A 12,601-nucleotide genomic window follows, 5' to 3' on the forward strand; every position below is an offset into this window, starting at 1 on the left:
GTTAATCCCGGCGCGCAAAAGCGTCTACCCGCTCACGAAAATGCCTTTGCCTCCTACGCAAAATGGGTTAGCTAGCGGAAATAGTAATATGATTTACCGAGGAGTAATGCACCGAGCGGCCCGGCCCGGCGCGCGGTGATGCTCCCAACAACAATGGCAAGTAAAAACTCTCTCCAATAATAATAAGGTCATCATTATGAGCAATCGTTACGCCGCCCCCGGGCGACGCCGGCGTTGGCCGTGGCTGGTGCTGCTGGGGATCATCCTCGGTATCGCCCTGCTGGCTGCGACCTTCACCGTCCTGCACAAAACCAGCAGCACCGAGTTTTGTGTCTCCTGCCATACCATGCAACAGCCTCTGGCCGAATATCAGGGCAGCGTCCACTTCCAGAATAAGCCGGGGATCCGGGCCGAGTGCGCCGACTGCCATATCCCGCAGCAGCCCCTCGACTTCCTGAAGACCAAGGTACTGGCGCTGAAGGATGTCTACGGCGAGCTGACCGGTAAAATAGATACACCAGAGAAATACCAGGCCCACAAGCTGGCCATGGCGCAGAGCGTCTGGAACACCATGAAAGCCAACGACTCCGCCACCTGTCGCTCCTGCCATAGCTACCAGGCCATGGACATCATCGATCAGAGTGCGGAGGCCCGCAAACAGCACCCCGTCGCCATCAAGGACGGGGAAACCTGTATCGACTGTCATAAGGGGGTCGCCCATATTCTGCCGGATATGAGCGCCCTGAGCGCCGCCGGCGCTAGCGAACTGGCCGCCGCCGCCGCGAAAACCCCTGACGGCGCCCGCACGCTCTACGCCATATCCACCCAGCCCTTCTTCCTGGCGCCGCAGGCCGGGGCCCACAGCGATGGCAGCCTGATGCCATCGACGGAGATCCGGGTGCTGCAGCGCCGCGGGGACATGGTTGAGGGTGAGCTGAGCGGTTGGCAGCAGAATGGCGTTAACCAGGTGATCTATGCAGCGCAGGGCAAGCGTATCCTCTCCGCGCTGCTGGGAGAGGCGGCACGCAAACAGGTGAAAGTGCTGTCCAGCGACACCGACGCCGCGACCGGACTGGTATGGCACCGGGTAACGCTGTCCATCTGGCTGCCCAAGGCCAATCTCATCGGCAGTGAACAGCCCATCTGGCGCTATGCCGCCGATATGATGTCGGCCAACTGCACCGGCTGCCACGGCCTGACCGCGTTGGATCGCTTCAACGCTAACCAATGGATCGGGGTCGTGAAAGGCATGGCATCGCGCACCTCGCTGAATGAAGAGCAGCTGCGCCTGCTGACCCAATATGTCCAAAAACACGCCAGCGATATGTCCGCTAACGGTGCAGATCAACCCAAGGAGCCTAAGTGATGAGCAAGACAACATCCCTGCCTGATGCGCCGCTGTGCGTATCCCGCCGCCGCTTTATCGCCGGTGGTGCGGCTCTGCTCGGCGCCCCTCTGCTGGCCGGACTGTGGCCGAAATCGGCGCTGGCGCAGGCGATTAGCCAGGCGCTGCCCCAGTTTACCGCCCTGCAGCCGGCGCAGAAGGGGATCCTGACCGGCGCCCACTGGGGCGCCTTTGAGGCCATCGTCGAATCGGGACGCATGGTCGGCGTGCAGCCGGTCAGCGACGATCCCTATCCCAACGATCTGATCACCATGGCGCCTTACCAGGTGCACGCCGCCAACCGGATCAAGTATCCCATGGTGCGCAAGAGCTGGCTGGAGGGCGGCGCAGAGCACGGCCGCCCCGAGCTGCGCGGGTGCGATGAGTGGGTGCGCGTAAGCTGGGAGCAGGCCCTGACCCTGGTCAGCGGGCAGATTGCCCGCCTGCAGAAACAGTACGGGCCGCAGTCCATCCACGCTGGCTCCTACGGCTGGAAAAGCGTCGGCATGCTGCACAACAGCCGCACCCTGCTGCAGCGGCTGATGAACCTGAGCGGGGGCTTCCTCGGCTACGCCGGCGACTACTCCACCGGTGCGGCCCAGGTGATCATGACCCACGTGGTCGGCTCCATGGAGGTCTATGAACAGCAGACCGCCTGGCCCAACGTCATCGAGCACAGTGAGCTGATCGTCCTGTGGGGCTGTAACCCCATTATCACGCTTGAAAACAGCTGGAATATGCCGGACCACGTCGGCCAGACGGGCTTCGAGGCGCTGAAGAAAAAAGGCACCCGCATCGTCAGCATCGATCCGGTGCGCAGCGCCAGCACCACCCAGCTCAACGCCGAGTGGATCGCCCCGCACCCCTATACCGATTCGGCCATGCTGCTCGGTATCGCCCATACCCTACTGAGCGAAAAACTGCACGACAGCGACTTCCTCACCACCTATACCGTAGGCTTCGATCGCTTTGCCGACTACCTCAACGGCAAGGATGACGGCGTGGTCAAGGATGCCGCCTGGGCGGCCGCCATCAGCGGCGTCGACGCCGAAACCCTGCGCAGCCTGGCGCGGGATATGGCGCACCACCGCACCATGATCATGGCCGGCTGGGGCATTCAGCGCCAGCATCACGGCGAACAGCCCCACTGGCTGCTGGTCACCGTGGCGGCCATGCTGGGGCAAATCGGCCTGCCCGGCGGCGGCTTTGGCTTTAGCTACCACTACTCCTCCGGCGGCAGTCCGACCGCGCGCGGCGGCATTATCTCCGGTATCTCGGCCGGCAACGCCCCGCAAAACAGCCCCACGCCGATCCCGGTGGCGCGCATCGCCGACTGCCTGGCCAACCCGGGGAAAACCATCGACTTCAACGGCGGTAAGGTGACCTACCCCGATGTGAAGATGGTCTACGTCGCCGGCGGCAACCCCTTTGGGCACCATCAGAACACCAATAATCTGATCGACGCCTGGCGCCGTCCGGAGACCATCGTGGTCAACGAACCCTACTGGACCGCCACCGCCAAGTATGCCGATATCGTCCTGCCGGCCACCACCAGCTATGAGCGTAACGATCTGGAGATGGGCGGAGACTATTCGCAGCTGTATGTCTTCCCGATGCACCAGTGCGTTCCCCCGCAGCATGAGGCGCGCAACGACTTCGCCATCTTCGCCGGCCTGGCCGAAAAGCTGGGGGTGCTGGACGCCTTCACCGAAGGTAAGGATGAGGCCCAGTGGCTGAAGGGGATGTACGATGGCATGGCGGCCCAGGCGCGCAACGCGCGCGTCGCGCTGCCGCCGTTCGAGATGTTCTGGGAGGCCAATAACTACATTCGCTTCCCGATCCCCGCCGCCAATAAGAACTGGGTGCGCTACGCCGACTTCCGCGATAACCCGCTGCTGAATCCGCTCGGGACCCCCTCCGGCAAGATCGAAATCTACTCCGATACCATCGCCGCCATGCACTACAGCGACTGTCGGGGCCTGCCCAGCTGGCTGCCCCCCTATGAGTGGTATCAGAGCGAGGTCGCCCAGCGCTTCCCGCTCTCCCTGAGCACCGCCCACGCCGTCAACCGCCTGCACTCACAGCTGGACAACACCCCGCTGCGTGAAAAGTATGCGGTCGCCGATCGCGAGGCGATCCTGATCCACCCGCAGGACGCCAAAGCACGCGGGATTGCTAACGGGGATGTGGTGCGCGCTTGGAACGATCGCGGCCAGATCCTGGTCGGCGCCATCGTCACCGAGGACATTCGCGCCGGCGTCGTGCGGATCAGCGAAGGCGCCTGGTTCGATCCGGCCGATCCGGCGCAGCCCGGTTCGCTGTGCAAGAACGGCAACGTGAACTGCCTGACCTTCGACATCGGCTCCTCGAATCTGGCCCAGGGCAACTGCGGCCATATGGCGCAGCTGGAGATCGAGACGTTCCGCGGCACGCCGCCGACCAACACCGCGCACGACGTACCGCGCGGCGCCTAACCCCTTATGCGGCCGGGGAAACCTGGCCGCCTCTCCCTGTGCAGTAGAATATTGAAATCCCTTTTCATTTTCGCCAATGACCGGTAACATGCGCAGCGCATATCCCCTGATTCCCTGACCCGATACCGGTTTTCTCATGCTGACTTTTGCCCGCACTCTCGCCCGCCGTTTACCCGATCGTACCGGCAGCGCTTTCCTGATCGTCGCGTTTCTTACCGGGATCGCCGGGGCGCTGCAGACCCCGACGCTGAGCCTGTTTCTCTCCAGCCAGGTCACCGGCAGCCCGCTGATGGTCGGCCTGTTTTATACCGGCAGCGCGGTCATCGGCATCATCGTCAGCCAGTGGCTCGCCAGCCTCTCCGATCGGCGCGGCGATCGTAAACAGCTGATCCTGCTATGCTGCCTGCTGGGAGCGGTGGGCTGCCTGCTGTTCGCCTACAACCGTAACTACTATCTTCTGCTGATCGTCGGCGTCTGCCTGACCAGCTTTGGCTCCACCGCCAACCCGCAGATGTTTGCCCTAGCGCGCGAGTACGCCGATCGCTGTGGCAAAGAGGCGGTGATGTTCAGCTCCGTACTGCGTGCGCAAATCTCCCTGGCCTGGGTGATCGGCCCACCGCTGGCCTTCGCCATGGCGCTGGGCTGGGGCTTCACCTTTATGTATCTGGCCGCCACCCTCACCTTTCTGCTGTGCGCCGCCATTGTCTGGCGCTGGCTGCCATCCATGCCGCGGACGGCAGAGACGCCGCGCGGTGGCGCACAGGCGCCGCGGCGTAATCGGCGCCAGACCCTGCTGCTGCTGGCCTGCGCCACCCTGATGTGGACCTGTAACAGCATGTACCTGATCAACATGCCGCTGTATATCAGCCACCAGCTGCAGCTGCCGGAGCGCCTGGCGGGACTGATGATGGGAACCGCGGCCGGGCTGGAGATCCCGACGATGCTGATCGCCGGCGTCTATGCCGCGCGGCTGGGAAAACGGCGGCTGATGCTCCTGGCGCTGGTGGCCGGTCTGCTGTTTTACGGCGGGCTGCTGTGGATCACCCACCCGTGGGCGCTGCTGGCCCTGCAGCTGCTCAACGCGGTATTTATCGGTATTCTGGCCGGGATCGGCATGCTCTACTTTCAGGATCTGATGCCGGGGCAAGCGGGATCGGCCACGACGCTGTTCACCACCAGCGGACGCATCGGCTGGATCATCGCCGGCTCCGTAGCCGGCGCGCTGGCGGAGATCTGGAGCTACGCATCCGTCTTCCCGGTGGCGCTGGTGATGCTGTTCATCGCCCTCGCCTGTCTGCTGCAGATGAAGCCAGATCGCGCGGTCGCGGCGCCGTAGGGGGCTATGCGTCCGGCGCCGTCGCCTGCTCCAGATGCCGCAGATAGCTCAGGGCCGCCTCGCGGCTCTGTCCGCACATGTCAACGCAGGGCTTCAGCTGCCCGCACACCGCCGGACGCGCGGGGCTATGAAACAGGCGGCAGCGCATCATTTCATCCAGCTGCGGACAGGGGATCCCCGCCGGTTTGCCCTGCGGCAGCCCCGGAATCGGGCTGGATATCGACGGGGCAATACAGCAGGCACCGCAGTCGCTACGACACTCCATCACTCTCTCCTTGCCGCCTGAGGGCGGTCACTGATGCGCGCGGGTGGATAAAAAAACGCCGCCCCGCACGCCGGGCGCATACCCTACCAGAGCGCCGCCGCCGCCGCTACCCCCCCACCGGTGAAATGCTGCGCGTCGTGGGCACCGCGCCCGCGGCGGCGGTGAGTCGTCGCCCTTTTTCTTATTCCGCCACCGCGTAAACGGTTTACTTTCCGCGCGCGGCATCGTACCATTGCGCTAGTACACAAGAATTCTTTCCAGGAGCAACATCCCATGACCATGGAGCAGACCTTGACTCACTCGCTGCAGCGCCCCTCCGTTCTGGGCGGTGCGATGATCATCGCCGGCACCGCCGTCGGCGCCGGTATGTTTTCGATCCCCGTCGTCACCGCCGGCGTCTGGTTTAGCCTCTCCGTCGTGCTGCTGATCGTCACCTGGGCCTGCATGTATCTGTCCGGTCTGATGATCCTGGAAAGCAACCTGCACTATCCGGCGGGCGCCAGCTTTCACACCATGGTCGGCGAACTGCTGGGTAAGGGATGGAACAGCATCAACGGGCTGTCGATCGCCTTCGTGCTGTACATCTTGACCTACGCCTACATCTCCGCCGGCGGCTCCATCATCACCCATACCCTGGCGCCGCTGGCCGAGGTGGGACAGCCGCTGGCCGGCGGGGTCTTCGCCCTGCTGGTTGGCTTTATCGTCTGGCTGTCAACCCGCGCGGTCGATCGCCTGAGCACCATCCTGATCGGTGGAATGGTGATCACCTTCCTGCTGTCGACCGGCGACATGTTTACCCACGTCGACCGCGCGATCCTGTTCGACAGCGCGGACACCCAGGCGAACTACCTGCCCTACGCGCTGGCGGCGCTGCCCTACCTGCTGACGTCGTTCGGCTACCACGGCAACGTGCCGGGGCTGGTCAAGTACTACAACAAAGACAGCCGCGCCGTGGTACGCAGCCTGCTGTACGGCACCCTGATCGCCCTGGTTATCTACATCTTTTGGCAGTACGTGATTCAGGGCAATATCAGCCGCGCCGCCTTCCGCCAGATCATCGCCGAAGGTGGCAATATCGGCAGCCTGCTCAAGCAGATGGGCAGCGTCGCCAGCGGTCCGCTGGTAACACAATTGCTGAACGCCTTCTCCTATATGGCGCTGGCCAGCTCGTTCCTCGGCGTCTCGCTGGGTCTGTTCGACTACATCGCAGATATGCTGCGCTTTGCAGACACCCCGAGCGGACGGGCCAAAAGTGCACTGATCACCTTTGTGCCGCCGACGATCGGCGCCCTGCTGTTCCCCAATGGCTTTCTGTATGCCATCGGCTTTGCCGGTCTGGCCGCAACGATCTGGGCGGTGATCGTCCCGGCGCTGATGGCACGCGCCAGCCGTCGCCGCTTTTCACAGGCGAGCTATCGCGTCCCCGGCGGCGCGGCGGTCATCATCCTGGTTATCGCCTTTGGCCTGCTTAACGCCGTGGCCCATATTCTCTCTCTGTTCAATCTGTTACCGATTTACCGCTAACGCCCAGGCGCCCTCTCCTGCGGGGGACGCTTTTCTCCCGCCGATCCGACTTTTTACGCCGCCTCCCCTTGCCTGAACGGCAGCGGGCGGGTAGTGTGTCGCCACCTGACCGCGTCCCACCAGAGGCACTCCTGCCGGGGGGAGCGCGGCCGAATAACCCCGCTGTTTTTTTAAGGTATTGCAATCATGGCCAGAGCTAACGAGATCAAACGCGGTATGGCGGTAAACTACAACGGTAAACTGCTGTTGGTCCGCGATATTGATATCCAGTCCCCCAGCGCGCGCGGCGCGGCAACCCTGTACAAAATGCGTTTTTCCGACGTGCGTACCGGGCTGAAGGTCGAAGAGCGTTTTAAGGGCGACGACCTGCTGGAAACCATCACGTTAAGCCGTCGCCCCGTCACCTTTTCCTACATTGACGGCGACGAGTATGTGTTTATGGATGACGAGGACTACACCCCGTACACCTTCAAGAAAGAGCAGATCGAAGACGAACTGCTGTTTATCCCGGAAGGCGGCATCCCGGGCATGCAGGTGCTGACGATGGAAGGCCAGGTGCTGGCGCTGGAGCTGCCGCAGACCGTTGATATGGAGATCGTCGAGACGACGCCGAGCATCAAGGGCGCCTCCGCCAGCGCGCGCACCAAACCGGCCGCCATGTCAACGGGCCTGGTGGTGCAGGTGCCGGAATACCTGAGCAACGGCGAGAAAATTCGCATTCACGTTGAAGAGCGTCGCTTTATGGGCCGCGCCGACTAAACCCGACGTCTAGCGCAAACGGAAGGGGGGACGCCGCGGCGTCCCCCCTTTATATTGTTAGGCCGTTGCCCGCGCCGTTACTTCATCTGCGGAAAATAGACCCGCTTGATGGCCAGCTCGACGCCGCGCACCTCGGCCAGCCCTTTCAGACGGCCAATGGCGGAGTAGCCCGGGTTGGTTTTCTTCTTCAGATCGTCCAGCATCTGATGGCCGTGGTCCGGACGCATCGGAATCGGACGCATGTCCCCGGCCTGCTGACGGCGAGACTCCTCCGTCAAGATAGCCTTGACCACCGCAAACATATCGACATCGCCCTGCAGGTGAGCCCCTTCGTGGAAGCTCTTCGGGTTGGCTTCGCGGCAGGTGGCGCGCAGGTGGGTAAAGTGAATGCGATCGCCGAAGCGCTCGATCATCGCCACCAGATCATTGTCGGCACGCACACCGTACGACCCGGTGCACATGGTAAAACCGTTGTAGACGCTATCGACGGCCTCTTTCAGCCACTGCATATCCTCTACGGTAGAGACGATGCGCGGCAGCCCCAGAATCGGGCGCGGCGGATCGTCCGGATGCACCGCCAGACGCAGGCCGCAGGCCTCCGCTACCGGCACGATTTCACGCAGGAAGTGGGCCATATGCTCACGCAGCGTCGCTTTATCAATACCGTCATACTCCGCCAGGCGGGCGCGGAACTGATCCAGGGTGTAGCCCTCCTCCGCCCCCGGCAGACCAGCGATGATATTGGCGGTCAGCTTAGCCACCTCGGCCTCGCTCATCGCGTCGAAGTAGGCCTTGGCCTGCGCCTGCTCTTCCGTGCTGTAATCCTCTGCGGCGCCCGGGCGCTTCAGGATATGCAGCTCAAAGGCGGCAAAGGCGATCTGATCGAAGCGCAGCGCCTTGGAGCCGTCCGGCAACGCGTACTCCAGATCGGTACGGGTCCAGTCCAGCACCGGCATGAAGTTATAGCAGACGGTATCGATCCCGCAGGCTGCCAGATTGCGCAGGCTCTGCTTGTAGTTGTCGATATGGCGCGGGTAGTTACCGGTTTGGGTTTTAATCTCCTCATGAACCGGAACGCTCTCCACCACCGACCAAGTCAATCCCTTCTCGGCCAACAGCGCTTTGCGTTTTTCAATCTCTTCTACGCTCCAGACTTCGCCGTTTGGAATATGGTGCAACGCCGTCACTACGCCGGTGGCCCCAGCCTGGCGGACATCATCAAGGGAAACCGGATCGTTCGGGCCATACCAACGCCAAGTTTGTTCCATCTACTGTTACCTTCTGCGGTGTGTTAACGGGTCTTCCTGTGACGGGTCAGACAGATTTTACGCTTTACGGCCTCCGCCGGCATAATCTGTCATACCAAATCGACACAGATATCACTCAGCTTTACCCTGACGCATCCGGATGCGGCTGTCAAAAGCGAAAGTGTGATTGGTTGATCCGCCTCACGATTATCGGGGAATTTTGGACTAACCAATTTGATTTTCTATCATATCAATTTAGACTGCAAGCCTGTGTGATGCTGTCAGACCAAACCGACGACGCCGGGAAAAGCAGGCGCCATGCCGCTGAGCGCCATCAGCAAGTGGTCTAACACCTTTTATGGCTATAGCAACGAAACAGGCCGCCCTGGGCGGCGCTGCTTCCGTCATCCATCAGATGGAGTTACGAATGAATAACCTCGCCAACTATACCTTACCGGCCGACGTACAGCGCCCCTCCTACGATCGCAGCGCCCTGAAATCCCGCCTCGTACACCTGGGATTTGGCGCGTTTCACCGTGCGCATCAGGCGCTGCTTACCGATCGCGTCCTGAACACGCTGGGCGGCGACTGGGGCTACTGTGAGGTCAACCTGATCGGCGGCGAAACCCTGATCGAACAGCTGCGCCAGCAGGATCATCTGTACAGCGTGCTGGAGAAAGGCGCCAGCCATAACCAGGCCAGCGTCATCGGCGCGGTGCATGAATCGCTGCACGCCACCCTCGACGGTATCGAGGCCGTGGTCGAAAAGATGGCCGAGCCGCAGGTGGCCATCGTCTCCCTGACGGTCACCGAAAAAGGCTACTGCATCGAGCCGGGCAGCGGTCGTCTGGATCTCAACAATCCGCTGATTAAGGCCGACCTGGCGCACCCGCAGCAGCCGGCGTCCGCCCCCGGCGCAATCGTGGAGGCCCTGCGTCTGCGCCGCGAGCGCGGCCTGTCTCCCTTCACCGTGCTCTCCTGCGACAACATCCCGGAAAACGGCCACGTGGTGAAAAATGCGGTGCTGGATCTGGCGCAGGCGCGCGATCCGCAGCTGGCGGCGTGGATCGCCGACAACGTCACCTTCCCCAGCACCATGGTCGATCGCATCGTCCCGGCGGTCACCGAGGAGACCCTGACCCAGATCGGCGCCGCCCTCGGCGTCGACGATCCGTGCGGCATCGCCTGTGAACCCTTTATTCAGTGGGTGGTCGAGGATAACTTCGTCGCCGGACGTCCCGCGTGGGAAGCCGTCGGCGCCGAGCTGGTCAGCGATGTACTGCCCTATGAGGAGATGAAGCTGCGTATGCTCAACGGTAGCCACTCTTTCCTGGCCTACCTGGGCTATCTGGCGGGCTATGAGCACATCAACGACTGCATGGAGGACGCCGCCTACCGTCAGGATGCCCATCGCCTGATGCTGCAGGAGCAGGCGCCGACCCTGAGCGTCAGCGGCGTCGATCTGGCGCGCTATGCCGCGCTGCTGATCGAACGCTACAGCAACCCGTCGCTGAAGCACCGCACCTGGCAAATCGCCATGGACGGTACCCAGAAGCTGCCGCAGCGTATGCTGGACTCCATTCGCTGGCATCTGGCCCACGACAGCGCCTTCCCCTGTCTGGCGCTGGGCGTCGCGGGCTGGATGCGCTATGTCAGCGGCACCGATGACGCAGGCCAGGCTATCGATCTCCGCGATCCGATGGCGGAAACCCTGAAGCAGTGCGTAGCCAACAGCGCCGACGGCGCAGAGCGTGTCCAGGCGCTGCTGAGCGTCAGCGCGGTCTTCGGCGACGCGCTGCCGCAGGAGCCCCGCTTTGTCGAGGCGGTAACCGCCGCCTACCTGTCACTGATGCAGCAGGGTGCGGCCCGCACCTGCGCTGCGCTGGCAAGCCAGGCATAATCCCGCCCCAACGCAGTCTGCCGCCCGACGGCGGCAGACTGTGCGCGCACGCACCGGGCGTGCCATGCTATCGATAAACCTAAGCCGCCGCGGGCGCTAGCGCCGCCGCATCGCTGACGTTGAACGCCGCCACGATCTCGGTCAACGCCTTGGCCTGTCCCTCCAGCCCATGGGAGGCCGCCGTGGACTCCTCCACCAGCGTGGCGTTATGCTGCGTCACCGTGTCCATCTGGTTGATAGCCTGGTTGATCTGGGCAATCCCACGGCTCTGCTCCTCTGCGCTCGACGATATCTCCCCGATCAGACCGGATACGTGCGTAATGGCGCTAATGATATTCGCCATGGTGGCGCCGGCCGCCGACACATTGACGCTGCCCTGATTGACCCGCTCCACCGACGAGGCGATCAGCGTATTGATCTCCTTCGCCGCCTGGGCGCTACGCTGCGCCAGACTGCGCACCTCACTGGCCACGACGGCGAAGCCGCGTCCCTGATCGCCGGCCCGCGCCGCCTCCACCGCGGCGTTAAGCGCCAGTATATTGGTCTGGAAAGCAATACTATCGATAACATTGGTAATGGAGGCGATATGTTTCGAGTTGCCGGCGATCTCCTCCATGGTCTTGACCACCTCCGCGATGGCCAGTCCACCGGACTCCGCCGTATGGGTTGCTTCGCCGGCCAGCTGCGCCACGTAGCGTGAGCTATCGGTATTCTTATCGACAATGGAGGTCATTTGCTCCATGCTCGCAGCGGTCTCCTCCAGCGCAGCGGCCTGCTCCTCGGTGCGTGAGGCCAGATTGCTGCCCCCAGAGGCAATCTCTCCGGCGCCGGAGTAGATGGCGCTGGCGCTATGGCGCACCGACGCGACGATCTCCCGCAGCGCCCGCTGCATATCGTCGATATGCGCGGCCAGGATCCCCATCTCACTCTTGCCATGGCGCTGAAAGCGCTGCGTCAGATCGCCCTGCGCAATGCGCTGTACGCTGCGAATGATGCTCTGCAGCGGTATCAGCATCGCCTGCTTGACCGACACCCAGCACAGCAACAGGCACAGCAGCGACAGCAGCGCCAGCAGCAGCAGCACCCACTTCATGATCTGGCTGGCGTGATGGCTGTTCTGCACCCCGACCTCCATTAATCGATCATGCTCTTCCTGCCATAGATTATACGCATGCTGTGTTTCAATATTCAGGGCAATAAGCTGTTGATTCAGCTCCGCGGCGCGCGGAATATCATTCTGCTTAAGCAGTTCAGCTATTTTAGACACCGTGGAAAGATATTTCGTGAAGTCATTATTTACCCGATTGACAACATTCATATCCAGCCCGTCAACGTCGGGAATATCTTTATAAGCCACATAATTACTGCGTGCTTCGGCAATCCGCCGATCGGCGCGGGAGAAGAGCCCCTTCATCCGCTCCCGATCGACCGTCGCTGCAATAGCTTGATTCTGTGCCTCTCTCAGCGTGGAGCGCGCCTGAACCAGGTTGATCCATGCGTCGCTAAAAAACATGACATTACGCCGTGACTGGTAGTTTTCTTGAATATGTTCGGCGTCACTATTAATAACATCGTAGAAGAATATAAATGAAACTGCCTGAATTGAAAAAATTGTAACAATTATAATGGGAAGCAGTCTGGCTATTTTAATTTTAGAAAACATGTTACCGATATTCTCTTGTCATTTGCACTCATGAGTTAAGGATTATCGG

General features: G+C 61.9%; 9 protein-coding genes. 6 read left to right on the forward strand and 3 right to left on the reverse strand.

Annotated features, from left to right (window positions below; all coding sequences use genetic code 11):
- The first annotated feature begins 196 nt into the window (after window positions 1-196).
- The 3 genes from L1P05_RS10895 (at window position 197) to L1P05_RS10905 (ending at window position 5,194) form a co-directional block, all read left to right on the forward strand.
- Window positions 197-1,366, forward strand: a complete 1,170-nt coding sequence (locus L1P05_RS10895; RefSeq protein ID WP_015683409.1) for a NapC/NirT family cytochrome c — start codon at window positions 197-199, stop codon at window positions 1,364-1,366.
- Window positions 1,366-3,858: a trimethylamine-N-oxide reductase TorA gene (torA, locus tag L1P05_RS10900; protein ID WP_012849114.1), complete on the forward strand. Its 2,493-nt coding sequence runs from the start codon at window positions 1,366-1,368 to the stop codon at window positions 3,856-3,858. Before L1P05_RS10895 ends, torA begins: the two co-directional genes overlap by 1 nt.
- 136 nt (window positions 3,859-3,994) lie before the next feature.
- Window positions 3,995-5,194 carry a sugar efflux transporter gene (locus L1P05_RS10905; RefSeq protein ID WP_012849115.1) on the forward strand — a complete coding sequence of 400 codons (1,200 nt, stop codon included), beginning with the start codon at window positions 3,995-3,997 and terminating at the stop codon, window positions 5,192-5,194.
- A 4-nt stretch (window positions 5,195-5,198) separates the two neighbouring features.
- Here the strand turns inward: L1P05_RS10905 and L1P05_RS10910 are convergent, their stop codons facing one another.
- The gene (locus tag L1P05_RS10910) at window positions 5,199-5,459 is read right to left on the reverse strand and encodes a YkgJ family cysteine cluster protein (RefSeq protein ID WP_012849116.1); all 261 of its coding nucleotides are present in this window, start codon (window positions 5,457-5,459) and stop codon (window positions 5,199-5,201) included.
- Between the two features lie 273 nt (window positions 5,460-5,732).
- Between L1P05_RS10910 and mtr the strand changes: the two genes are divergently transcribed.
- Window positions 5,733-6,983, forward strand: coding sequence for a tryptophan permease (mtr, locus tag L1P05_RS10915; RefSeq protein ID WP_012849117.1), 1,251 nt, complete (start codon window positions 5,733-5,735; stop codon window positions 6,981-6,983).
- A 186-nt stretch (window positions 6,984-7,169) separates the two neighbouring features.
- Window positions 7,170-7,742: an elongation factor P-like protein YeiP gene (gene yeiP, locus L1P05_RS10920; protein WP_012849118.1), complete on the forward strand. Its 573-nt coding sequence runs from the start codon at window positions 7,170-7,172 to the stop codon at window positions 7,740-7,742.
- 77 nt (window positions 7,743-7,819) lie between these two features.
- Here yeiP and uxuA read toward each other — a convergent pair whose 3' ends face one another.
- Window positions 7,820-9,010, reverse strand: coding sequence for a mannonate dehydratase (gene uxuA / locus L1P05_RS10925; RefSeq protein ID WP_012849119.1), 1,191 nt, complete (start codon window positions 9,008-9,010; stop codon window positions 7,820-7,822).
- Window positions 9,011-9,416: 406 nt separating this feature from the next.
- Here uxuA and L1P05_RS10930 point away from each other — a divergent pair, with 406 nt between their 5' ends.
- On the forward strand, window positions 9,417-10,889 hold the full coding sequence (locus L1P05_RS10930; RefSeq protein WP_012849121.1) for a mannitol dehydrogenase family protein: 1,473 nt from the start codon (window positions 9,417-9,419) through the stop codon (window positions 10,887-10,889).
- A gap of 79 nt (window positions 10,890-10,968) precedes the next feature.
- On the opposite strand, the gene L1P05_RS10935 is transcribed toward L1P05_RS10930, so the two are convergent.
- Complete coding sequence (locus L1P05_RS10935; RefSeq protein ID WP_012849122.1) at window positions 10,969-12,552, reverse strand: methyl-accepting chemotaxis protein; 1,584 nt, start codon at window positions 12,550-12,552, stop codon at window positions 10,969-10,971.
- Between the last annotated feature and the right edge of the window lie 49 nt (window positions 12,553-12,601).

The sequence above is a fragment of the Edwardsiella piscicida genome (assembly GCF_021733145.1).
In the GTDB taxonomy this organism is placed as follows: Bacteria; Pseudomonadota; Gammaproteobacteria; order Enterobacterales; family Enterobacteriaceae; genus Edwardsiella; species Edwardsiella piscicida.

What these genes read in the sequence shown, in the direction of transcription:
- L1P05_RS10895 (WP_015683409.1), top strand. Translation starts at nt 197, where the DNA reads ATGAGCAATCGTTACGCCGCCCCCGGGCGACGCCGGCGTTGGCCGTGG.
- torA (WP_012849114.1), top strand. Translation starts at nt 1,366, where the DNA reads ATGAGCAAGACAACATCCCTGCCTGATGCGCCGCTGTGCGTATCCCGC.
- L1P05_RS10905 (WP_012849115.1), top strand. Translation starts at nt 3,995, where the DNA reads ATGCTGACTTTTGCCCGCACTCTCGCCCGCCGTTTACCCGATCGTACC.
- L1P05_RS10910 (WP_012849116.1), bottom strand. Translation starts at nt 5,459, where the DNA reads ATGGAGTGTCGTAGCGACTGCGGTGCCTGCTGTATTGCCCCGTCGATA.
- mtr (WP_012849117.1), top strand. Translation starts at nt 5,733, where the DNA reads ATGACCATGGAGCAGACCTTGACTCACTCGCTGCAGCGCCCCTCCGTT.
- yeiP (WP_012849118.1), top strand. Translation starts at nt 7,170, where the DNA reads ATGGCCAGAGCTAACGAGATCAAACGCGGTATGGCGGTAAACTACAAC.
- uxuA (WP_012849119.1), bottom strand. Translation starts at nt 9,010, where the DNA reads ATGGAACAAACTTGGCGTTGGTATGGCCCGAACGATCCGGTTTCCCTT.
- L1P05_RS10930 (WP_012849121.1), top strand. Translation starts at nt 9,417, where the DNA reads ATGAATAACCTCGCCAACTATACCTTACCGGCCGACGTACAGCGCCCC.
- L1P05_RS10935 (WP_012849122.1), bottom strand. Translation starts at nt 12,552, where the DNA reads ATGTTTTCTAAAATTAAAATAGCCAGACTGCTTCCCATTATAATTGTT.